General features: G+C 66.2%; 17 protein-coding genes. 10 read left to right on the forward strand and 7 right to left on the reverse strand.

Annotated features, from left to right (window positions below; genetic code table 11):
- Window positions 1-203: 203 nt before the first annotated feature.
- The 5 genes from trmD to ffh all read right to left on the reverse strand — a co-directional run bounded on the left by trmD (window position 204) and on the right by ffh (window position 4,031).
- Entirely contained in the window at window positions 204-938 is a 735-nt protein-coding gene (gene trmD, locus EV640_RS06420; RefSeq protein WP_036476352.1) for a tRNA (guanosine(37)-N1)-methyltransferase TrmD, read from the reverse strand.
- A gap of 14 nt (window positions 939-952) precedes the next feature.
- The gene (gene rimM / locus EV640_RS06425; protein ID WP_133726114.1) at window positions 953-1,537 is read right to left on the reverse strand and encodes a ribosome maturation factor RimM; all 585 of its coding nucleotides are present in this window, start codon (window positions 1,535-1,537) and stop codon (window positions 953-955) included.
- Between the two features lie 19 nt (window positions 1,538-1,556).
- Window positions 1,557-1,799 (reverse strand): RNA-binding protein, encoded by a 243-nt coding sequence (locus EV640_RS06430; protein WP_036476533.1) that lies wholly within the window; start codon window positions 1,797-1,799, stop codon window positions 1,557-1,559.
- A gap of 20 nt (window positions 1,800-1,819) precedes the next feature.
- Complete coding sequence (rpsP, locus tag EV640_RS06435; RefSeq protein WP_036476354.1) at window positions 1,820-2,224, reverse strand: 30S ribosomal protein S16; 405 nt, start codon at window positions 2,222-2,224, stop codon at window positions 1,820-1,822.
- A 199-nt stretch (window positions 2,225-2,423) separates the two neighbouring features.
- Window positions 2,424-4,031 (reverse strand): signal recognition particle protein, encoded by a 1,608-nt coding sequence (ffh, locus tag EV640_RS06440; protein WP_036476356.1) that lies wholly within the window; start codon window positions 4,029-4,031, stop codon window positions 2,424-2,426.
- Between the two features lie 97 nt (window positions 4,032-4,128).
- On the opposite strand from ffh, the gene EV640_RS06445 reads away from it, so the two are divergent.
- From EV640_RS06445 to EV640_RS06465, 5 genes are all read left to right on the forward strand, one after another.
- Complete coding sequence (locus EV640_RS06445) at window positions 4,129-7,020, forward strand: glycosyltransferase (protein WP_166645879.1); 2,892 nt, start codon at window positions 4,129-4,131, stop codon at window positions 7,018-7,020.
- 292 nt (window positions 7,021-7,312) lie between these two features.
- Window positions 7,313-8,545 (forward strand): UDP-N-acetyl-D-mannosamine dehydrogenase, encoded by a 1,233-nt coding sequence (gene wecC, locus EV640_RS06450; RefSeq protein ID WP_133726152.1) that lies wholly within the window; start codon window positions 7,313-7,315, stop codon window positions 8,543-8,545.
- Between the two features lie 106 nt (window positions 8,546-8,651).
- A complete protein-coding gene (locus EV640_RS06455) occupies window positions 8,652-9,065 on the forward strand; it encodes a hypothetical protein (RefSeq protein WP_036476359.1) in 414 nt (137 codons plus the stop codon).
- 167 nt (window positions 9,066-9,232) lie between these two features.
- Complete coding sequence (locus EV640_RS06460; RefSeq protein ID WP_133726116.1) at window positions 9,233-11,767, forward strand: glycosyltransferase; 2,535 nt, start codon at window positions 9,233-9,235, stop codon at window positions 11,765-11,767.
- A gap of 102 nt (window positions 11,768-11,869) precedes the next feature.
- Complete coding sequence (locus EV640_RS06465; protein WP_133726117.1) at window positions 11,870-13,270, forward strand: ATP-grasp fold amidoligase family protein; 1,401 nt, start codon at window positions 11,870-11,872, stop codon at window positions 13,268-13,270.
- Between the two features lie 32 nt (window positions 13,271-13,302).
- On the opposite strand, the gene EV640_RS06470 is transcribed toward EV640_RS06465, so the two are convergent.
- Entirely contained in the window at window positions 13,303-15,474 is a 2,172-nt protein-coding gene (locus tag EV640_RS06470) for an acyltransferase family protein (protein ID WP_084479638.1), read from the reverse strand.
- Between the two features lie 202 nt (window positions 15,475-15,676).
- Between EV640_RS06470 and ftsY the strand changes: the two genes are divergently transcribed.
- Window positions 15,677-16,876 carry a signal recognition particle-docking protein FtsY gene (gene ftsY / locus EV640_RS06475; RefSeq protein ID WP_051501302.1) on the forward strand — a complete coding sequence of 400 codons (1,200 nt, stop codon included), beginning with the start codon at window positions 15,677-15,679 and terminating at the stop codon, window positions 16,874-16,876.
- A gap of 116 nt (window positions 16,877-16,992) precedes the next feature.
- Here the strand turns inward: ftsY and EV640_RS06480 are convergent, their stop codons facing one another.
- A complete protein-coding gene (locus EV640_RS06480) occupies window positions 16,993-17,709 on the reverse strand; it encodes a FadR/GntR family transcriptional regulator (protein WP_133726118.1) in 717 nt (238 codons plus the stop codon).
- A gap of 175 nt (window positions 17,710-17,884) precedes the next feature.
- On the opposite strand from EV640_RS06480, the gene eat reads away from it, so the two are divergent.
- From eat to EV640_RS06500, 4 genes are all read left to right on the forward strand, one after another.
- On the forward strand, window positions 17,885-19,318 hold the full coding sequence (gene eat, locus EV640_RS06485) for an ethanolamine permease (protein WP_036476371.1): 1,434 nt from the start codon (window positions 17,885-17,887) through the stop codon (window positions 19,316-19,318).
- Between the two features lie 136 nt (window positions 19,319-19,454).
- On the forward strand, window positions 19,455-20,801 hold the full coding sequence (locus tag EV640_RS06490; RefSeq protein ID WP_133726153.1) for a glutamine synthetase family protein: 1,347 nt from the start codon (window positions 19,455-19,457) through the stop codon (window positions 20,799-20,801).
- Window positions 20,782-21,621, forward strand: coding sequence for a gamma-glutamyl-gamma-aminobutyrate hydrolase family protein (locus EV640_RS06495; RefSeq protein WP_243832251.1), 840 nt, complete (start codon window positions 20,782-20,784; stop codon window positions 21,619-21,621). Before EV640_RS06490 ends, EV640_RS06495 begins: the two co-directional genes overlap by 20 nt.
- The gene (locus EV640_RS06500) at window positions 21,618-22,976 is read left to right on the forward strand and encodes an aldehyde dehydrogenase family protein (RefSeq protein WP_036476374.1); all 1,359 of its coding nucleotides are present in this window, start codon (window positions 21,618-21,620) and stop codon (window positions 22,974-22,976) included. Before EV640_RS06495 ends, EV640_RS06500 begins: the two co-directional genes overlap by 4 nt.
- Window positions 22,977-23,005 lie beyond the last annotated feature (29 nt).

Below are 23,005 nucleotides of genomic sequence, written 5' to 3' on the forward strand. Positions count from 1 at the left end.
GCTTCTCCTTGGACGACTGCCACAGGTCACTCGCCCGGGTTGCGACCTCTCCGTGCCGGCGCACAAGGCGCCGACCACGCCGAATCACGGCGCAGGTCAAAGCGTGAGCAACCGGATCGGGATGAGTTCCCGCACCGGCGGCCTGGCTGTTGACGGCCATCCCCTATGGCAGATGGGCCGCCCAGCAGGCACGGTGGTCAATTCTATGTCAGATTCTGCTCCCGTGCGACCACGTGTTTGGCCCACAGATCGGAGCGCAGCTTTCGAGTCCGGATCTCCTGCTGCTGTGCCCGCCACGCGCCGATCTTCGCGTGGTCCCCGGAGAGCAGGATCTCGGGCACCTCGAGGCCGCGCCAGCGCGCAGGCTTGGTGTAGACCGGGTATTCCAGGAGCCCGTCGGCGTGAGACTCCTCGGCGAGCGATTCCGGGTTGCCCAGCACCCCAGGGATCAGCCGGGTGATCGCCTCGACCATCACGACGACGGCGGACTCCCCGCCGTTGAGCACGTAGTCCCCGATGGACATGGGGCGCACCTGGAAGTGCTCCGGCGCCCAGTCCAGCAGCCGCTGGTCGATGCCCTCGAACCGGCCGGGCGCGAAGACCAGGTGCTCTGCCTGGGCGAGCTCCTGGGCGGCGCGCTGGGTGAGCACCTCGCCGGCCGGGGTGGGGATGATCAGGATCGGCGGCTGCTCTGCCGCGGCAGCCTCAGGCTGGGTCAGCACGTGTTCCAGCGCCAACGCCCAGGGCTCGGGCTTCATCACCATCCCGGCGCCTCCACCGGTGGGGGTGTCATCCACGCTGCGGTGCTTGTCGAAGCTGAAGTCGCGCAGCTGGTGCCGGTGCAGGCTGAGCAGTCCCTCGCGCTGGGCCTTCCCGATCAGGGAGAGGTCCAGGACGTCGAAGAACTCGGGGAAGATGGAGATGAGGTCGATCCGCATGGCGGGGCGCTCGCTCAGAAGAGGCCGGGCGGCGGGGTCAGCACGATGCGCTGATTCTCCACGTCCACCTCGGGCACGAGCTCTTCGACGAAGGGGACCATCACGTCCTCGCCGTTGACCGCGGTGACCACGAGCAGGTCCTGCGCCGTTCCGGTGAGCAGCTCCTTGAGCGTGCCCAGGGGCTCGCCCGCGGCGTCCACGCAGGCGAATCCGGCGAGTTCGTGGCTGTACCAGCCGTCGGAGTCGGACTCCTGCTCCGTCGCCACCTCGACGTAGAGCGTCGACCCACGCAGGGCCTCGGCGCCGTCGCGGTCGGTGACCTCTCGGAAGCTCAGCAGAGCGATGCTCTTGTTCCAGCGCTGTCGGGTCACGGTGAGCAGCGTGGTGATCCGGTCGGCGGTGTTCTCCCCGGCGATGCGGATGACCACCGAACCGGGGGCGAGCCGCTGCTCCGGCTCATCGGTGAAGAGTTGGGCAGTGACCTCGCCACGGATGCCGTGGGGTTTGCCGATGCGAGCGACCCGCAGGCGCTCTGCCGTTTCCGGCAGTGCCTGCGGGTCGATCTCATGTGCTTCCTGGCCATTGATGCCAGCAGTCATGGTGCAGTCCCTCGGTCCGTCAGCGGCTGCGGTCGGTGTCGACCACGTCCACGCGGACATCGCCCCCACCGGGGAGGGCTGAGACCACGGTGCGCAGTGCCTTGGCGGTGCGCCCGGCCCGGCCGATCACTCGACCGAGGTCATCCGGATGAACTCGCACCTGAAGCACGTCGTAGCGACGCCCGCCCTTACGGCGGACATCGACGTCATCAGGTGCATCCACGATTCCGCGGACCAGGTGTTCGAGCGCGTCACTCAGCACTGCATCAGCTCCCATGATTACTATGCATTCTCCTGCGAGGCAGACTCAGCTGCATCCTCGGCAGGAGCCGGAGCCTTGGACTTCTGCTCCTGAATGACTGAACCCTTGTTGGGAGCGACGAACGCTTCCTTCGGGGCCTTGGTCCGCAGAGTGCCCTCGGAGCCTTCGAGGCCCTTGAACTTCTGCCAGTCACCGGTGACCTTCAGCAGTGCATTGACCTGCTCGGTGGGCTGAGCGCCCACGGAGAGCCAGTACTGAGCGCGCTCGGAATCGATCTCGATCAGCGAGGGCTCCTGCGTCGGGTCATACTTGCCGATCTGCTCGATGGCGGCGCCATCCCGCTTGGTGCGGGAGTCGGCGACGACAACGCGGTAGAACGGTGCACGGATCTTGCCCATGCGCTTCAGACGAATTTTAACTGCCACTTGAGTGGTCCACTCCCGTTTCTTGTTTCAGGGGCGCGGTCAGGCACCGGATTGCGTGGGGACGAGCTGCACAATCGATGCGACCACTTCAGAACATTGTCCCTACGGCGGGTTTAGAGGGTGCCCCCGTCGAACAAAGTACCTGCCTATTGTGCCAGAGATCGGCCGAACACGCGATCTGAGACCGCGTCGGTCCTGCTCAGCGCAGGTACTTCTCGAACCCCTTGGGCAGGTTCAGGTCCTCGGGCTTGAGGTCCTTGGTACCCGCCCCGAAGCTGGAGCCATCCATCCGCTTGGCCGCGCCCTGGGTCCGCTTGAGTTCGGCCTCTCGGGCCTCCTGGGCGGCCTTGGCCGGGTTCCCGGACTTCTTCTTCGGCTTCGGCTGGGGCTTGCGCTTCTTCGAGGCGCCGCCGCCGGCGCCCATTCCAGGCATGCCACCCATACCGGGCATCCCTCCGCCGCCACCGGGCATCGAGGGCATTCCCCCGCCGCCGGCCATCTTCTTCATCATCTTCTGCGCCTGGGTGAAGCGTTCCAGGAGCTGGTTGACCTCGGAGACGTGCACCCCGGAGCCCTTGGCGATGCGTGCACGGCGGGAGCCGTTGATCACCTTGGGGACGTTGCGCTCATAGGGGGTCATGGAATAGATGATGGCCTCGACCCGGCCGATGGAGGACTCGTCGAACTGCTCCAGCTGCTGACGCATCCCCTGCGCGCCGGGCATCATGCCCAGCAGCTTCTTCATCGAGCCCATCTTCTTGAGCTGCTGCATCTGACCCAGGAAGTCCTCCAGGGTGAAGTCCTCCTGGTCGGCGAACTTCTGCGCCATCTTCTCGGCCTCGCCACGATCCCAGTTGGCTTCGGCCTGCTCGACCAGGGAGAGGATGTCGCCCATGTCCAAGATCCGGCGGGCCATCCGGTCCGGGTGGAAGACCTCGAAGTCCTTCAGCCCCTCACCGGTGGAGGCGTACATGACCGGCTTGCCGGTGACCGAGGCGACCGAGAGCGCGGCGCCGCCGCGGGCGTCGCCGTCGAGCTTGGTGAGCACCACGCCGGTGAAGTTCACGCCCTCGTTGAACGCCTGCGCGGTGGTGACCGCGTCCTGTCCGATCATCGCGTCGATCACGAAGAGCGTCTCGTGCGCGCCCACCGCGGCCTTGATGTCGGCGGCCTGGCGCATCAGCTCGGCGTCGACGCCGAGGCGGCCGGCCGTGTCGATGATGATCACGTCGTGAAGCTTGTTGCGCGCCTCGGCCAGGCCGTCGGTGGCCACCTTGACCGGGTCCCCGGTGGCGGACTCGAACTCAGAGGACACCCCGGGGTGCGGGGCGTAGACGGGCACGCCGGCCCGCCGACCGCCGACCTGCAGCTGGGTGACCGCGTTGGGCCGCTGCAGGTCACAGGCGACCAGCATCGGGGTGTGGCCCTGATTCTTCAGGTGGTGCGCGAGCTTCCCGGCGAGCGTGGTCTTGCCCGCGCCCTGGAGGCCGGCGAGCATGATCACCGTGGGCGGGTTCTTGGCGAACGCGAGCTCGCGGGTCTGCCCGCCGAGGATCCCGACGAGCTCCTCGTTGACGATCTTCACGACCTGCTGACCCGGGTTCAACGCCTGCGCGACCTCGGAGCCCATGGCGCGCGCCTTGACCTTGGCGATGAACTCACGGACCACCGGCACCGCGACGTCGGCGTCGAGCAGCGCCCGGCGGATCTCCCGAGCGGTGCCGTCGATGTCTGCCTCGGAGAGCCTCCCCTTGCCGCGGAGGTTCTTGAAGGTGGCGCTCAGGCGATCGGAGAGGGAGTTGAACACGTCTGGGATGTCCCTTGGGTCGTGGGTGAGGGCTGCGCAGCGCGACGCCGAGGGCGTCCACCGCGCAGTGGATGTACCGAGGCTCTAGAGTATCAATGTGCGATGGATAGACCTTCACCCCAGTGCCAACCCGTCCGACCTCGGCGAACCCGACGCAACTGCAGACTCTGTCGGCACCGAGATGGTGGACGCCGCACTCGCGATGCATCGTTCTGCACTGGGGGCCGCCGGACGGGCGCACCTGGCCGCCGCCCGTGCCTGGATGACGACCGCCTCGTCGTCGGCTGCCGAGTCGTCGCCGGCCTTGACGCTGCTCAACCAGGCAAGTGCCGCGCATATGCGGCGGACCCGGTCCTACGACGAGTTGATCCAGATCTTGGAGCACCGCGCCGCGGCAGCGCCGCGAGGCGGTGCCGTTCCGACCGCCAGCAGCGTCGCCGAGATCTCAGCGCCCGCTGAATTGGGACAGGAGTTCCTCCGATCTCCCGTTCACGCAGTGGAGGACGCGCTTGAGGCGGCGGTGACGCTCCCCGTCCCGGAGCCCGGCGCGTCTCGTCCTCGGCTGTCCTTGCGTGTAGGACTGATCGCGGGTCCGCGACTGGGCGCAGGACTGTTTGGGCTGGCGCAGATCATCCACATAGACGCTGAGAACTGGATGGACCTTCACGGAGACCTCGACCTGCTGCTCATCGGCTCGGACACCTCTGTATCCCATGAACTGCTCATCGACTCGATCATTCCGCACTACAAGGAACGTTCCGTGCCCACTGCGTTCTTCTCCGCCGTCGGCAAGGACGAGGCCGAGGAAGCCACCGGCATCGTAGAGAGCTGCGACGCGGTGTTCGCGGTGGACCACGAAGTCGCGGAGACATACCGGGAACTGGGCCGGTCGGGTCTGAGCGTGACCATGGTTCAACTCCCCGTGAGCCCCCTGCTGCACACTCCCCTCGGGACCCGACCTGCGGGCACGGATCTGCTCGCGTTCATGGGGTTGGACCCATCGTCGACACCGGCCAAGATCCACGCCGCCCAGTCGGTCTCCCCCTTGTTCGACGGCGCCCTTGCGTCCGGCCGCGCTGTGGCGCTGTTTCGGCCCGCCGAGGAGGACGGACTGCGAGCTTCTCAGTGGGCTGTGCCAGCGGAGTACGCTCCCTGGACGCTGTCCCGGCGCGAGGTTCCGGCCCTGGAGGGCCTCACCGAGACCGCGATGCTGCAGCGCAGCATGGACATCGGCCTCGCCGTGAACTCGGTGGCCAACTCGCAGACGTTGCTCGACAGCCAGATCTTGCAGCTGCAGGCGTGCGGGACCATGGTGCTCGCCACCTACAACCAAGGCGTCAACTCCTATCATCCGAACGTGTATGTCGCCAATGCGGCGGAGGACGTGGCGAAGACCCTCCAGTACATGGACCTCGAGGAGCTTCGCCGTGTCCAGAGCGATGGCATCCGCCAGGTCTTCACGGCCCATCACGGGACGGATGTGCTCGGCACGATCGCACGGACGGTCGGTCTGCACGTGGCCGCTCCCACCGACCGGGTCCTCGCCGTCACCGAGGAGGTCACGGATGAGCTTCGCGAAGACATCGCACGCCAGACCCACCCCGCCGTCGCTCTGGTCACCTGGGCAGAGATCGGAGAATGGCAGGTCGGCAGCGACACTGATGCCGGGGACTTCGACATACTCCTGCCGGTGAGCGCCTCGCGTCGATACTCCCCGATCTACACGGCCGATCATGTGGCCGCGTTCCGGTATCAGTCGGCACCGATCACCACCAAGCTCCAGGGAACTGCCGAAGAGACGGATCACCTCGCCCATTCGCGGACCTCCGAGGTCAGGAAGCTCTCGCTCACCGCCTGGTGGCGGCCGTCTGCGGCCGCCCTGGGCTCACCGCAGGAGCTGGAGGCGTCCAGATCTGGCCTGCCGGTCTACGCCATCGACCATTTCGGGCATCGTTCCCCCGCCACCCGGCGCGTGGTCGACCCCGCTGTGGGGTCGGACTTCGAGCGCACGGCACGGGAGTTCAAGACCACGGCTGAGGCTGAAGGGCTTGAGCTCGCCGTCGTCGTCCCGATCTATAACAACGGCGACCACCTGCGGCACAAGGCCTTCGCCTCGCTGCGCCGCTCCGAGATGTTCGACCGGATGCACGTTCTGCTGATCAACGACGGTTCCACGGATGCGTCCACGTTCGACACCATCGAGGAGCTGGCGCATTCTTATCCGAACGTCTCCGCATTCCATCACGCTTCCGGCGGGTCTGGTTCAGCATCGAGACCGCGCAACACCGGCCTGGCGCTCAGCTTCACCGAGTTCGTGACGTATCTGGACCCCGACGACGAAGAGCTCGACGACGGCTACCTGGTGCTCCTCGACGAGCTCCGCAGTAGGCCCGAGGCCGATTTCTCGCTGGGCACGATGGCTGTCTGGACGCATCGCTACAGTGTCCATGACTACCACGCATGGTTCGCCGACGGGGTCGAGCATCGAGACGGGCTCGTGTGGCCTCACCGCGACACCCTGCGCACGCTGAACTTCAGACCAGCCTCCATCGAGGCCCTGGTCGCTCGCACGGATTGGCTCAAAGGGTTGGGACTCGTCCAGCCGGTGGGCGCGGTCGGGCAGGACTCGTACTTTTTCCAGCAGCTGATGTACCACGTCCGGGCCTACGTCCCGGTGCACCGACCGGTCTACACCTACTACGGCGCCGTGGATACCTCGATCGTGAACGTGGTCTCTCCGAAATACTTCCGGAAGTACCTGATCCTGGAACTCGACCGGGCCCAGTGGCTGCGTGAGGTGGGCCTCCTCGAGGACTACATGGAACAACGCTTCGAGAACTTCTTCGTCTCCTGGTATCTCGCGAAGTTCGCGAAGGTCCGCCCTGAGGATCGCGAGGAGGCCGCGGGCGTGCTCCGAGAGATCGCACGCGCCTATGGCCCTTACCACTGGAACGACTCTAGGGCGCGAGCCTTCTTCAGAAGGTACTAGGCGCTCTCCCCAAGCTGGAGGCGCGAGGCCACACAGCCAGCCCGGGGAGCGCAGGCCCGGGATCTCGGGCTGGCATCGCCCGCTCCGACCCGGGTGGGCGGGGCGGGCCTCAAACCGAGTTCGCGTGAACTGGTTCTGGGCCGCGGCAGCTCGGTGCCGCTACTCCGGATTGATCAAATCCACGTTCACCGTTCGCGGCGCGCGGGATGCGGGTCACGCTCATATCTAGCTGCTGGGATAGACTCGCCAGCTGTTAGACACCTAGGACCGCCGAAGAAAGTGAATCGCCTTGATCAGCAAATCCTCCACCGTCGGTGTGATCGGACTTGGCTACATCGGTCTACCCACCGCAGCCATCCTCGCCGATCACGGTGTCACCACCATCGGGATGGACGTCTCCGAGCGCAACGTCACCGCTGTCAACAACGGCGAGGTGCCGTTCGTGGAACCAGGGCTGCGCGAAGTCCTGGAACGGGCAGTCAGCAGCGGCGCACTGACCGCGAGCACGCAGACACCCGTGGCGGACGCCTACATCGTCGCCGTGCCCACTCCCTTCACCGATACCCACTCGGCTGACCTGAGCTACATCGAAGCTGCCGCGGATGGAATTGCCGCCAAGCTCTCCGGCGGCGAACTGATCATCCTGGAATCGACGTCCCCTCCGGGGGCCACCGAACACATGGCCGCACGGATCCTTGCCGCACGCCCCGACCTGGGCCCGGCGGACATCATGGTCGCGCACTGCCCCGAGCGTGTGCTGCCGGGCAAGATCATGGAGGAGATGATCTCCAATGACCGGATCATCGGTGGTCTGACACCCGCCGCCGCGGAGGCGGCGAAGGACCTCTACTCAGCCTTCTGCAAAGGCGAGTTCCTGCTCACCGATGCGCGCACCGCAGAGATGGCGAAGCTCACGGAGAACAGCTTCCGTGACGTCAACATCGCATTCGCCAATGAGCTCTCGGTGATCAGCCACAAACTCGGTATCGACGTGTGGGAGCTCATCGAGCTCGCTAACCACCACCCGCGGGTCAACATCCTTCAGCCAGGACCCGGCGTGGGCGGGCACTGCATCGCGGTGGACCCGTGGTTCATCGTCGACGCCGCCCCGGAGCAGGCCAATCTGATCCGGACCGCCCGCGAGACCAACGACGCGAAACCTGAGTGGGTCCTGGGCCGCATCGAACAGGCGCTCGAAGCCTCCGGTGAGGCGCCCACTGTGGCGCTGCTGGGCCTGGCGTTCAAGGCGAATATCGATGACCTGAGAGAATCGCCATCGCTGCACATCGCGGAGAAGCTGGCGCAGCGGGCCCCCGATGCGAAGATCCTCGCGGTGGAGCCGCACATCCAGAAGCTGCCCGCTCCCTTGGAACAGTTTGGCAACGTCGCGCTGACCGAACTGGACGAGGCCCTGGAGCGCGCAGATGTGCTGGTGCTGCTGGTCGACCACGACGTGTTCAAGTCCTTGCCGAAGTCCCGGCTGGGCTCCGCGGCGGTCATCGACACTCGCGGCATCTGGCGCTGAGGCGTCCACAGGGGCGGTCCCAAACCGACCGCAGTTACACTGTGCCCAATGATCCCTTGGGCTAACCCCGAAGCAGCAGAACTCTATTGAGCCAACGAGGAGCCTGATGACCACCGACTCAGCCACAAGACGTTCTGGCGTCACCGAAGATGCGCCTGAGGGCGCTGTCAGCGGAGACCAGCTGTCCCCCGAGGACGTCGTGGTCGCCTTGTTGCGTCAGCAGGAGACCCTCCTCGCCGAGCTGAGCTGGGCGTACGAGCAGCTCGAACGGTCCCAGGAGTCGGAGATCGCCGCCCTCAGGTCCCGCGTCTCCTCACTGGAGTACCGGGTGGCCAAGAAGCTGAAGGGACGAAGCGCTCCCGAGCGGGACCTCAGCCCCGCCCCACCGTCGTTCCTGACGGATACCCGCAAGCGCCTGGATTTCACGCTTCGGCACCCGCGCCGGGCCGTCCGAGCAGCAGAGCGCCGTCTGCGGAGGAGGAACGAGGCCCCTGCCGCACAAGAGGGCCTCACGAAGTGAACCGCCCCCGACACCGACAGCCGTTCGACAGGCATTCCCAGCTCGCCGTCGGCCGGGCCCGCGTAGAGCGTCTGCTCAGCACGAGTGATCCGCTGAGCGCGCTGCGAGACCCCAGCCTGCTCGCGGCTCTGGGCGTGGCGGCTTCTTCGCCGTTCCGCGGTGGAGTGATGCACCCCGACACCCAGCCTGCGCTCTCCGGAGCCATGGATGCTCTGCCGGCGCTGGAGAGCGGTATTGCCAAACCGGCCGTTCCCGCGACGGTGGGTGTATTCGGCGATGACACGCTGCTGCATGCCTTCGAGAACAGCGCCCTCATGAGGTCCATCGACCCGCTCGACTGGGAAGCAGGGGTCCGGGATTCCCAGATCATCTTGCTCGGCCCCCAGAGCACCCGGTCACGCCGGGGCCGCGGCAGGGTCATAGAGTATGCCCGTGAACACTCCCTGCCGTTGATCTACGTAGACCTCGGCACCGCCGCACCGACTGCAGAGCAGCTGAGGCTCGCGGCCCGCTGTGATCGAATCTTCGCCGTCTCGGAGGAGAATGCGGGGGTCTTCCAGAACGCGCGATCTGTTCCCCCGACCTCGGCAGACGACGATGCCCGGATCTCCTCGCCGCAGCTCATCCCCGTAGAAGTCGTTGCATGCCCGGTCAACCCCCTCCATCGGTCCCCACTGGGCTCCCGCCAGGTCATTCCTCCTCTGGTCACCTATCTGGGTGATCTCGGCACCCAGCTTCCGACCGAGGTCGGCGAAAGTCTAAAATGGACCCTCGATGGAGTCTTGGCGGCCGGCGCTGATCTGCTGATCAGCCCCGAAGCGCGTGTCGAGGCGGCGCTGACCACCCAGTATTGGCCGCACGTCCAGGATTGGGTGTCGAACCGCAGGTCCGAGCTCGACCGACTCACGGACATCGGAGTGGTGGCACACACGATCAGCGGCTCCCAGACGGCGTTCTCCCCTCGAGTGATCGAGCTGCAGGCTTCCGGGTCCTTCGTGCTCTCAACATATAACCAGGGCGTCAACTCCTACTATCCGCAGGTGCACGTGGCGAACTCCACGCTCGACGTTGCCTCGATGCTGGAAGCGTTGCAGCGGACTGACCTGCGTCGAGCCCAGAACGACGGGGTTCGGCAGGTCTTCAGCGAGAACCACGCGACAGATGTTCTGCGTCAGATCCTCCATTCCGTGGGACTGTCTGATCCAGCTTCCGCGCCGCGGGTTCTTGCCGTCACGGATGACGAGGATGACGTGCTCAGAGCAGAGCTCTCGGTCCAGACTGTGGGCGGTGTCGACGTCGTCACCTGGCGCGAAGCCTCCATGCGCTCTGCGGGTTACGACGTTCTGCTCCCGGTCTCCTCTGCGCATCACTACGCATCGACGTACGTTGCTGACCATCTCGCCGCGATGGCCTACCAGTCTGCTCAGGTGGTTGCCAAGTTGGACTCGGGTGCCGAGGATCAGGGCCACCGGCACGTCGAGGGGTCCCTTGGCGATCTCGCTCTGACGGCTTGGTGGCGTCCCGACCTCGGCGAAGAGATGAGTGCCGAGAAGTTGGCTGGAAGCCTCGCCGAAGCTCGCGTCTACATCGCCGAGGAATCAAGCCATCGCACTCGACGAGCCGACTCGCCGCGCCGCACGTCCATGGAGCTCGCCCAGGGAGATGACTTCGATGAGGTTTCTCGCCAGGTGGCGCAGACGTCACGCGACGCCGACCTCAGGCTCTCGGTCGTCGTGCCGATCTACAACAATGGACCCCACCTGCGACATAAGGCCTTCGCCTCGCTGCTGAGGTCGAGCGCGTTTTCTGACATGCATGTGCTGCTGGTCAGCGACGGTTCCACGGACCCGTTGACGCTAGACACGATCCAGGACCTCACCGAGGACCATCCCAACGTCTCTGCCTTCCATCACGCTCGAGGCGGCTCTGGTTCGGCATCGCGTCCCCGCAACACGGGGCTCGATCTCGCCCAGACGGAGTTCGTGACCTATCTCGATCCTGACAACGAGGCCATAGAAGACGGGTACGCAGAGCTCTACGCAGCAATCCAGGAGCATCAAGACGTGGACTTCGCGCTGGGCAACATGTCCCAGTGGGCTAAGCGCAGGTCCATGCAGCCCTACGCCGAGGTGCTTCAGACCGTGTTCGCCGATGATATCGACGGGGCAGGAAACATCACGGTCCCTCCGCGGGCGCTCGAGGCTCTGCGCTTCCGGCCCATGGGCATCCAGACGGTGGTGGCGCGCACCGAATGGTTGCAGTCGCTGAACCTCACCCAGCCGGTCGGGGCCGTCGGCCAAGATTCGTATTTCTTCCAACAGATGCTGCACTACGCAAAATCGATCAGGGCGATCGACGTCGGCGTGCACACGTATTACATGGCCGTGAGCAACTCGACGGTCAACACCTTGAATCCGCACTACTTCAGGAAGTACCTGCCGCTGGACCGGGCGCGCGCGAAATGGCTGGATGAAGTCGGTCTTCTGGACGCTTATAAAACCGATCGTCTTGAGCCGTTCCTGGTCTCCTGGTTATTGCCAAAGTTGAGGCGCGTGAAGCCCGAAGAATGGCAAGAGGCGGCGGAGAATCTCGCCGAACTGCTAGATTGCTATGGGGAGTATGAATGGACACAACCCACAGCTATCTCATTCTGGAAAGATCTCAACGCCGCCAGATCACCACGTGTGCAGTCCTGCGGATGAATGCTCTCGATAGGCCGTCCACCAGTGCTTGGATGTCCTTGAGGTCAAGACCGTAGGCCTACCTCCGTGGCGCTCCCTGGGTGCTGGCACGGAAGGAATCGCATGCCGCAGATCCCGAAGGCACTGCACGACCGCATTCCTGGCATAGGGTGGCGCGATCGGAAGATCGCCTTCCTTCAGACGCGAACGAATCAGCTCGACCGTGCCCAGCACTCGCTGACCATGAAGGTTCGGAAGCTGAAGACCGCCTTGGATCAGGAGCGTGCTGCACACGCCGCAGCCGATGCGGCCCACATATCGGAGCGTGCGGCGGCCGATGCCGCCTACACCTCCGAGCGTGCCGCAGCCGATGCCGCCTACACCTCCGAGCGTGCCGCAGCCCATGCCGCGCACAAGGCGGAACGGGACACCCTCGAGGCGGCACACGACGCAGAGCGTGCCGCCCTCACGGAGGAGAACGACGGCCTGAAATCGGAGATCGAGATTCTGCAGGCCAAGTATGAGGCCGCAGTCGCTGAGCACCAGCGATTCACCCTGCCGTCCTTCAAGGCAAAGCTCGTGAATTACCGAGATGCCGCCGACATCACCAGTGACAACAAGTGGCACGCATCCGGTCCGCTTGCTCAGGTGAGCTACAAGCTGCGCAGCTACGCCCTCGCAGACAGCCTCGGCATAGCTACACCTGAGATCTACAGGGTGTGGCACTCCCTGGAAGACATCGATTTCAGCGACCTCACCGTTCAGCGCTTCGTCCTCAAAGCTGACCGGGGGCACAGCGGTATGGCAGTCATTCCTCTGACGCGCACCGGGACCGGTTGGCAGACACTCACCGGGAAGGAGCAGCTCACCGAAAGCCGCCCCTCAGCACGGATGCTGACCCGCCTCGAGCAAGGAGGAGGACCCTATTTCGCTGAAGAGTTCCTCGAGAGCGCGAGCAATGCCACGATCCCCGAAGACATCAAGGTCTACACCGCGTACGGTCAGGTGCTTCATGTGCTCGTGATGAGCACCGAGGGCGTGCAGGTGATGAATCGAAAGACCTTCAAGCGGAAGTACTTCGGCCCGGACGGTGGTGATCTCGGTCCCATTCTGCCCGGGGCAAACTACGGACCAGACATCCCTGTGCCGGTGGGCTGGAACGGGCTGCTCGAAGCGGCAGAGAAGATGTCCATCGCCGCAGGCATACCCTTTGTGAGGGTCGACCTCTATGCGACCTCACGGGGTCCGGTGCTGGGCGAACTCACTCCGGCTCCTGGGGGGAAGCAGACATATTCCCTGGACCACGATGCCCAGCTCGGCGCCGCGTGGAACAACGCGGAGGTGCGTCTACACCGCGACATCGCGCGGGGACGCCCTCCGGGCACGATCTTCGGAGCGCAGCCCTACACCTGGTGGTACCCAGAATCACCCCTGGAGTCGCACCCCTCGGCGTGGCCGCGCCGGCGTGCCGACGCCCGGCGCTGGTTCACTCCGCCCCCGTCTCGGCAGGGCGAGCAGGACTGACCCCAGTACTGCGAGGGGAGGTGGGGCGACCCTCAGCCCTGCGCCGAGAGCGCCGGTTCCATCCGGTCGCTGATCTCAGGGATCATGGACCGCACGAAGTCCTCTGCCAGGTGGCTGTTGTCTGAGTACGTGATGGCACCGCCGATCGTTGCGTAGCAGGTGTCCTCCAGGCAGACCAGGTCCTCTGTGGGCACGAAGTGGTAGTTCTCCGCATCCTCGAAGACCTCGGCTGATCGTGTCAGCCAACGATCCCCCACCTGGGTGTCCTCTCGGGTCTCATTGCACGCGGAGGGATCATCCTCGTTCAGGGCAACACATTCCGGCAGGGTCTCTTCCGAGTCCTCATCGTTGCTCATGCGGGGGGACTCGCCGAAGACCACCACTTCCTTCTCGGCCTCGAGCCAGGTCACGATCGGCTCGTACATCGCCAGCGCGGAATCATCGAGATCGTAGTCACTCTCGTCCAGACCAAGGTCGCGGCTCGGTCCGCCGAATTCGCCGTGCATCTGGCTGGCGGCCACCACCACCGTGTGGACGCTCTCGTCCTCGGAGACCTGCTCCATGATCTCTGCATTGGCCTGCAGACACTCGCTGGAGTCGTCGCCGACCTCGCCGCCACGCGGCGTGCAGGCAGATCTGGTGAGCACCAGGAGCTGCTTGTCCTGCTCTTGGGCGATCTCATCGAGAGCCGGGAGCCACATGGTGGCGTGGGAGTCCCCGAAGACCGCAATCGTGCCGTCGGCGTCGGACTCCTCGGCACCGAGCCAGCACTCCTGGACAGCAGGGTCTTCGTTGTCGGCCTGGCATCCCGGGAATGCCCCCTCCTGGTACTGCTCCGCCACCACCGCAGGCGAGGGCCACAGACCAAGCTCACCTGCAAAGGCGTCGCCGCATTCCCCGATGTTGGCTAACGCCCGGTAGCCGTAGCAGGGGTGGTCCGCCGTGATGGTGGAGTCTTCGGAGCTGGTCTGCATGGTCGAGACTGCCGCGATGCCGGAGACGATGACCAGCGCCATGCCAGCACCGGCCGCGACCATCGTCCGCCAGGTGGGCAGCAGGATCTTGGCCCGGCGGATCGGGGTCTCGAAGAAGCGGGTGCTCAGCGCAGAGAGCGCGATGATCCCCAGGATCAGCAGGACCTTCACATACCAGAACCTTGCGGCCTCGCTGATGTAAGGAGAGAAGATCACCACTGGCCAGTGCCAGAGGTAGATGGCGTAGGACCAGTCACCGATGGCAGTCGCGGGGCGCAGCGAGAGCCACCAGTGGATGCCGGTCACAGGTTCGCGTCCGCCGCAGGACAGCACCAGCACCGTGCCGAGGGTCGGCACCAGTGCCGTCCAGCCGGGGAACGGGGTGGCATCGGTATACATGATCGCCGAGCCCAAGATCATCAGGAACCCGACCCAGCCCAGCACATTTCCCCACTTGCCGGTGAACTGCCGAGAGCCGAGGACGAGCGCCGCGATCGCTCCCAGGGTGAACTCCCAGATCCGAGTGGGGGTCACGAAGTACGCCTGCGCAGGCGCGGCGGCGGTGTAGTAGATGGAGAAGATCAGCGAGAAGGCGCCGAGCAGTCCTACCACCCAGAGGAACGCTACCCGGATCTGAGCATGCCCCAACGCCGGGGCCCCCGACCGTCGTTGCCGGAATGCCAGGAACATCAGTGTGAGCGCCAACAGGACGGGCCACAGGACGTAGAACTGCTCCTCCACCGACAGCGTCCAGAAATGCTGGACTGCGGTCGCCCGTTCGTCGGCCTTCGAGTACTCCACCGCGTCTGCCGCGAGGACCCAGTTCTGCACGTAGAGCGTGGACGCGATGATCTGGCGCAGCGTGGCCTGCCAGGCGGTGCTGGGCAGGATCAGCACGGCCGAGATTGCGGTCAGCAGCAGCACGAGCAGGCTCAGCGGCAGCAGCCGACGGATCCTGCGCGCCCAGAACTGACCGAGCCGGACTCCCCCGGTCTTCACCGCCTCCTTGAACAGATGCGCGGTGATCAGGTACCCGGAGATCACGAAGAACACATCCACGCCCACGTAGCCGCCGGTGAGCCGGTCGGGCCAGAAGTGGTAGAGCAGCACGACCAGAACCGCCAAGGCTCGGAGCCCCTGGATCTCAGGCTGGAAGTGCGCCGGGGTCTTGACCTGCGCGGGCAGCGGGCGCCCCGATGGGGTGGCCGTTGTCGAGGGTATCGAAGTCATTCGGGCACTGAATCTCTCACCTTGTCCTACGTTGCACGCGGATGCGCCGGTCTATTCAAGCTCATGCAATGTCAGTCGCCCACTCATGAAACGCCGACGATTCCGAAACTGCACGATACTCCAACGCCCTGGAGCTTCGCGTCAAGACGCGATCCTCGTTACCCTGGCCGCCCACCGCGCAGGTCTGTGACAGACTGAACGGGTGGATTTTGACGTACTGATTCTGTTCATCGTTCTTGCTGTGATCCTGCTCAGCACCCTGGGATTCTTCCTGGTGCAGGGCGGGAAGTTGCTGCCCAAGGCCAAGCGTGAGCAATACCTGACCCAGCGGGACCCCGACGATCTGCCCTCCGGCGGCGTGGACACTCTCCCGGCTCCCACCGAGGACCGCCCGGAGACCGCCGAGCCGAGCCTCGGGGACGGCGTCGACCTTCTCGAGGAGCCGACGGTCCTTGAACCGACCGTCGAGACCCCGGAGCCGGTGGCGGGGCGCCTGGCGCGGCTTCGCGCCCGGCTGGTCAAGTCCAACAACATCTTCGGCAAGTCGCTGCTGGCCCTGCTCTCCCGAGACGAGATCGACGAGGACGTCTGGGAGGAGATCGAAGAGGTCCTGCTCATGGCGGACCTCGGCACCGATCCCACCATGGAGCTCGTGGACCGGCTCCGCGAGCGGGTCAAGGTCGAAGGCACCCGGGATCCCGCGACGGTCAAGTCGATGCTGACCCAGGAGCTGACCGATCTGGTCGACCCGACCCTGGATCGCCGGCTCACGGTGACGGCCGAGGGCCGCCCCGCAGTCATCATGGTCGTCGGCGTCAACGGCGTCGGCAAGACCACCACGGTGGGCAAGCTGGCCCGGATGCTGGTCGCCGAGGACAAGGACGTCCTCCTCGGTGCGGCCGACACCTTCCGTGCCGCCGCCGCGGAGCAGCTGAGCACCTGGGGTCACCGCGTGGGCGTGCCCACGGTGAAGTCCGACGTCGAAGGCGCTGACCCGGCCTCTGTGGCCTACGAGGCCGTGGACAAGGGCATCGAGCTCGAAGCCGACGTCGTCATGATCGACACCGCGGGCCGGCTGCAGAACAAGTCCAACCTGATGGACGAGCTCGGCAAGGTCAAGCGCGTGGTGGAGAAGAAGTCCGCCGTCGACGAGGTCCTGCTGGTCCTCGACGCGACCACCGGTCAGAACGGCCTGAACCAGGCCAAGGTCTTCTCCGAGGTCGTCAATGTCACCGGCATCGTGCTGACCAAGCTCGACGGCACCGCTCGCGGAGGCATCGTGGTCGCGATCCAGCGCCAGCTGGGCGTCCCGGTCAAGCTCATCGGGCTCGGCGAGGGGCCCGATGACCTCGCACCCTTCGACGCCGCCGAGTTCGTCGCCGCGCTGCTCGAGGACCACTGAGCCTGAACGGTCGCTGAGTCTGAACGGCCACTGACTATGGGCCGCCACAGCTCTGAGCGGCCGCCGCATCCGGACGACCACAGCCTCGCTCCGCCCCGGGGAGGCAGCCCGGCGGCCTAGGTGAGGAAGCCGCGCAGCAGCGAAGCAGTGCCCTCCAGGTGATCGATCATCAAGGACTTCGCCCGCGCTCCATCCCCGTGCAGGATCGCGGTGGTGATCGCCAGGTGCTGGGCGTTGGAATGCTCCAGGTTCGCCGGCAGCAGCGGAATCTCATCCAGCAGCGCGCTGACCCGTGCCCGGGTGTCGGTCACCGCGGTGATCAGCGACGGCGACCCGCTCAGCTCCGCGATCGCGATATGGAACCGCGCATCCCGGGCACGATAGCTGGCCCGATCCGCGCCCTCCAGATCTGAGAGGCAGCCCTGCAGGTGCTCTCGGGCCGAGGCGGAGAGGTCTGCCTGGGCGGCGAGCTCCGCGGCGGCGGGCTCAAGCACCGCCCTGAACACCAGCACGTCGCGCCGCTGGAGCGGATCCATATGCTGCACCCCCTGAGGGGCGGCGTTGGGAGCTTCCAGGATGTAGGTCCCGCCGTAGCGTCCCCGGCGGATCTCGAGGAACCCCGCCGTCTGCAGCTCGGCCAGGGCCTCACGCAGGGTCGCACGCGATACCCCCAGGTGCTCCGCCAGGTCCCGCTCCGGGGGCAGCTTCTGCCCCGGTGGGAAGAGCCCGACCCGGATCGCCTGCAGCAGATGCTCGATCGTCTCCTCGAAGGTGTTGCCGGAACGCACCGGACGCAGCACCGAATAGGGGTCCCCGAAGTCTGCCGCAGTCATCTGATCCTCCGCTCTGGCTCTGGCCACAGCCTACGTGTTCCCTGCGCGGACGGAACGGGCGTCCGCCTATTGACGCCTCAGATCAGAGCTGGCAGGCTTCCGCACAACACCATGGACTGAAATCAGTCCTTTGAGGGTGTTCCGATCGGTTCGAATCCACAAGAGGTGGACAGCCATGCCGCATGACAAGACCGGCCCATTCGTCGCTGATTCCAGCTATATGGCCCACCGTCGGCTCAAGACCGGCGCCGCGGGATGGATCCTGCTCGCCGGACTGGGGGTCTCCTACGTCATCTCCGGGGACTTCGCGGGGTGGAACCTCGGCCTGGCCGAGGGCGGCTGGGGCGGGCTGCTGATCGCCTTCGTGCTCATGGGTGTGATGTACACCTGCATGGTCTTCGGCCTCGCAGAGATGTCCTCCTCGCTGCCCACCGCGGGTGCCGGCTACGGCTTCGCCCGCCGGGCACTGGGACCGCTGGGCGGCTACGCGACCGGCGTCGCGGTGCTCATCGAATACGCGGTCGCGCCGGCCGCGATCGCCACGTTCATCGGCGGCTACATCGAGGCGCTGGGGCTGTTCGGCATGACCAACTCCTGGCCGGTCTACCTGGCGGCCTATGTGATCTTCGTGGGCATCCATCTCTACGGCGTGGGTGAGGCGCTGCGGCTGATGTTCGGCATCACCGCGATCGCCGTGCTCGCCCTGGTGGTCACGGTCATCGCGCTGGTCCCGCACTTCGACGCCGCGAACCTCTTCGACATCGTCCCGAACGACGCCGTGGGCGCCAGCGCCTTCCTGCCGATGGGCTACGCCGGGGCGATGGCCGCGCTGGTCTACGGCATCTGGTTCTTCCTGGCGATCGAGGGCGTGCCGCTGGCCGCCGAGGAGACCACCGATCCCCAGCGCGACATGCCGCGCGGGATCATCGTGGCGATGCTCATCCTGCTGGTCACCGGGGCGCTGATGCTGGTCCTGGTCCCCGGCGCTGCGGGCGCGGAATCGATGAGCACCTCCGACAACCCGCTGCCCGAGGCGATCCGCGCCGTCGGCGGCCCCGACAGCGTGATGGCCAGCATCGTCAACTACGCCGGGCTCGCGGGCCTGATCGCCAGCTTCTTCTCGATCATCTACGCCTACTCCCGGCAGCTCTTCGCGCTCTCCCGCGCCGGCTACCTGCCGCGCTGGCTCTCGTTGACCGGTAGCCGCCAGACCCCCTGGGTGGCCCTGATCGTGCCCGGCACCATCGGCTTCGTGCTGGCGGCGGCGACCCGGGACGGTGGCCTGCTGATCAACATCGCGGTCTTCGGCGCCACCGTGTCCTATGTGCTGCTCAACCTCTCTCACATCGTGCTGCGACTGCGCGAACCCGACCTCCCGCGCGCCTACCGCACACCCGGCGGAGTGGTCACCACCGGCATCGCACTCGTCCTGGCGGTGGTGGCGGTGATCGCGACCTTCCTGGTCGATGTGTTCGCCGCCTCGATCACCGCCGCAGTGTTCCTGGCCTTCCTCGGCTACTTCTGGTTCTTCAGCCGCCACCGTGTGGTCGCCAACGCACCAGAGGAGGAGTTCGCCCGGGTCAAGGACGCAGACTCCACCCTGAACTGAGCCGACCCTGAACCAGGCCCACCTCGAACCGAACCCGCCCGGGCATCACCACCCCAGCCTGGACCCCGTCCCTGCCCCTCCACCCCAAGGAACAGATCCCGTGACGACATCGCCCAAGCACCCCCGCAACGATCGAATGCTCACCGTCCCTGCGCTGCGCCAGGAGATCACCGAGGGGCGCATCGACACCGTGGTCCTCGCGTTCACCGATATGCAGGGTCGGCTGCAGGGCAAGCTGTGCCACGCGCAGTTCTTCCTGGATTCGATGCTCGAGGAGGGCGCCGAGGGCTGCAACTATCTGCTGGCCGTGGACACCGAGATGAACACCCCGGGCGGCTACGCGATCAGCAGCTGGGAGGCCGGCTACGGCGATATGAGCTTCGCCATGGACTTGGACACGATCCGGGTGATGCCGCACAACCCGGGGCAGGTGATGATCCAGTGTGATCTCACCGCTCACGACGGCCAGCTGATCCCGATGTCGCCTCGGGCGATGCTGACCCGTCAGCTCGATCGCGCTCGGGAGATGGGCTATCAGATGCTCACCGGCACGGAGCTCGAGTTCTGCGTCTACAACACCAGCTACGAGGACGCCTGGGACTCCAACTATCACAGCCTGGTCCCGGCGAACCGATACAACGTCGACTACAACATCCTCGGCTCCCAACGGGTGGAGCCGCTGCTGCGCGAGATCCGCAATGCGATGTATACCGCTGGGATGACCGTGGAGAGCGCGAAGGGAGAATGCAACTTCGGCCAGCACGAGATCGCCTTCCGCTTCGATGAGGGTCTGGTCACGGCGGACAACCACGTGGTCTACAAGCTCGCCTCGAAGCAGATCGCCCAGCAGCAGGGGAAGTCCATCACCTTCATGGCCAAGCCCAACGAGCGTGAGGGCAGCTCCTGCCACATCCACATGTCCCTGCGCGGACTCGACGGCGAACTGAGCTTCTGGGACGAGGAGACCAACGCCCGCAGCGCCACCTACGACCACTTCATCGCCGGGGTGCTCAAGGGGATGCGGGAACTCTCCATCTTCTACGCGCCGAACATCAACTCCTATAAGCGATTCGCCAAGGGAAGCTTCGCTCCCACCTCGGTGGCCTGGGGCATCGACAACCGGTCCTGCGCGGTGCGGCTGGTCGGTCACGGCGGCTCCGCGCGGATGGAGAACCGACTTCCCGGCGGCGACGTCAATCCCTACCTGGCACTCTCCGCCATGCTGGCCTCAGGTCTCTACGGCATCGAGCATCAGCTGGAGCTGGAGCCCATGATGGAGGGCAACGCGTATGAGTCCGACGCGCAGGTCGTGCCCTCGGCGATGCGCGAGGCCCGCGACCTCCTCGAGGGCTCAGCACTGGCCCGCGAGGTCTTCGGCGAGGACGTGATCGAGCACTACGTCCACTACGCCGATGTGGAGCTGGAGGCGTTCGAGGCCGCCGTCACCGACTGGGAGCTGCACCGTGGTTTCGAGAGGCTCTGACGACACCTCGACCGCGCCGGGACGTCCGCCCCGGATCGCGCTGACCACGTACTACCAGGAGGGATCCTGGGGCGACTGGAGGTCGATCGCGGCGATCGTGCCCGGGACCTATGTGGAAGGCGTTGCGGCCGCCGGTGGAACTCCGGTGCTGCTGCCTCCGGTGGGCACCGACCCCTCGGTTCTGGAGCTGATGGACGGGCTGATCGTGATCGGCGGGGTCGACGTGGATCCCCGGTTCTACGGCGCCGACCGGCACGAACGCACCTCCTCCCAGCCGAGCCGGGATGAGCACGACATCGCGCTGACCCGGGCGGCCCTGGATCGGGGCCTGCCGCTGTTTGCGATCTGCCGCGGCGCCCAGATCCTCAACGTCGCGCTGGGCGGAACCCTGATCCAGCATCTGCCCGACGTGAATCCCGACGCCGCGCAGTACCAGCCCGCACCCGGGCGCTACGGCAAGGTCCGGTTCACCACGGAACCGGGCAGCCGATGCGCGCAGCTGCTCGGGGAGAGCGCGGAGTCACCCTGCTACCACCACCAGGCGCTGGACGCGGTGGCTGAAGGGCTCGTCGTGACCGCCCGCGCCGCTGACGGCACGATCGAGGCCGTGGAGACCACCACAGAGCCCTGGACCCTGGGCGTCCAGTTCCACCCCGAGGAGAACCGCAAGGATGCCCGGCTCTTCGAGGGCTTCATCGACGTCGCCCGGCGCTTCGCCCAGCAGCGGGACGCCGCAGCAGAGACCGACCGCCACCAGAGCCCGCCCCGAGGATCTGGGGCGCTGGTTGACCACGACCGAGAGGACGCACTGCACCCATGACCGCGACCGAGATCATCGACCCGACCACCGAAGAGGTCATCGAGACCATCGAGCTGACCTCGCTGCAGGAGACCGACGCCGCCATCGCCGGCGCCCAGCGCGCCTTCACCTCCTGGCGCGCGGTGGACCCGGCGGACCGGGCGCGTCTGCTGCGTCGCTTCGCCCAGGCGGTGGACGCGGATCTGGAACATCTCGCGGCCCTGGAGGTGCGCAACGCCGGGCACACCATCGGAAATGCCCGCTGGGAGGCCGGCAACGTCCGCGACGTGCTGGACTACTACTCCGGCACGCCGGAGCGACTCTCCGGTCGGCAGATCCCGGCGCCCGGAGGCGTGAACCTGACGTTCCATGAGCCGCTGGGCGTGATCGGGGTGATCGTGCCCTGGAACTTCCCGATGCCGATCGCCGGATGGGGCTTCGCGCCCGCCCTGGCGGCGGGAAACACCGTGGTGCTCAAGCCGGCGGAGATCACCCCACTGACCGCCATCCGGCTGGGCGAGCTGGCGCTGCAGGCCGGGCTGCCCGAGGGGGTCTTCACCGTGCTGCCCGGCAAGGGCTCGGTGGTCGGCGAGCGCTTCGTGACCCACCCGGGGGTGCGCAAGGTGGTCTTCACCGGCTCCACGGCTGTGGGCAAGCGGATCATGGCCGGCTGCGCGGACCAGGTCAAGCGACTCACCCTGGAGCTGGGCGGGAAGAACTCCAACATCATCTTCGCCGACGCCGACCTGGAGCAGGCCGCCGCCGCCACACCGGGCGGCGCCTTCGACAACGCCGGACAGGACTGCTGCGCCCGGTCCCGGGTCCTGGTGCAGCGCAAGGTCCTGGACCGGTACCTGGAGCTGCTGGAACCTGCCGTGCGCGGCTTCCGCTGTGGGGATCCCCGGCAGGAGCAGACCGATATGGGCCCCCTGGTCTCCGCCGCCCATCGCGACTCGGTGGCCGCCTACCTCGAGGACGACGCCTCGATCGCCTTCCAGGGGTCCGTACCCACCGGGCCCGGATTCTGGTTCCCGCCGACCGTGCTCACCCCGTCCCCCGACTCCCGGGTGTTCAACGAAGAGATCTTCGGACCGGTCCTGGCCGTGGTCCCCTTCGAGGATGAGGCCGAGGCGATCCGCCTGGCCAATGACACCGACTATGGCCTCTCGGGCTCTATCTGGACCCGGGACGTGGGACGCGCGCTGCGGGTCTCGCGCGGGGTCGAGGCCGGAAACCTCTCGGTCAACACCCATGCCTCGGTGCGCTACTGGACCCCCTTCGGCGGGTTCAAGGAATCCGGCTTCGGCCGGGAGCTGGGCCCCGACGCGGCCGAGGCCTTCACCGAGACCAAGAACGTCTTCATCTCCAGCAGCTGAAGGGCTGCACAGAACATCCCACCCCCCCT

This window comes from Nesterenkonia aurantiaca, from assembly GCF_004364585.1.
GTDB lineage: Bacteria > Actinomycetota > Actinomycetes > Actinomycetales > Micrococcaceae > Nesterenkonia > Nesterenkonia aurantiaca.

Coding starts and splice junctions, on each gene's coding strand:
- EV640_RS06490 (WP_133726153.1), top strand. CDS start 19,455: ATGCTCACCGTCCCTGCGCTGCGCCAGGAGATCACCGAGGGGCGCATC.
- EV640_RS06480 (WP_133726118.1), bottom strand. CDS start 17,709: ATGACTGCGGCAGACTTCGGGGACCCCTATTCGGTGCTGCGTCCGGTG.
- EV640_RS06455 (WP_036476359.1), top strand. CDS start 8,652: ATGACCACCGACTCAGCCACAAGACGTTCTGGCGTCACCGAAGATGCG.
- eat (WP_036476371.1), top strand. CDS start 17,885: ATGCCGCATGACAAGACCGGCCCATTCGTCGCTGATTCCAGCTATATG.
- EV640_RS06470 (WP_084479638.1), bottom strand. CDS start 15,474: ATGACTTCGATACCCTCGACAACGGCCACCCCATCGGGGCGCCCGCTG.
- EV640_RS06465 (WP_133726117.1), top strand. CDS start 11,870: ATGCCGCAGATCCCGAAGGCACTGCACGACCGCATTCCTGGCATAGGG.
- EV640_RS06500 (WP_036476374.1), top strand. CDS start 21,618: ATGACCGCGACCGAGATCATCGACCCGACCACCGAAGAGGTCATCGAG.
- EV640_RS06460 (WP_133726116.1), top strand. CDS start 9,233: ATGCACCCCGACACCCAGCCTGCGCTCTCCGGAGCCATGGATGCTCTG.
- trmD (WP_036476352.1), bottom strand. CDS start 938: ATGCGGATCGACCTCATCTCCATCTTCCCCGAGTTCTTCGACGTCCTG.
- rimM (WP_133726114.1), bottom strand. CDS start 1,537: ATGACTGCTGGCATCAATGGCCAGGAAGCACATGAGATCGACCCGCAG.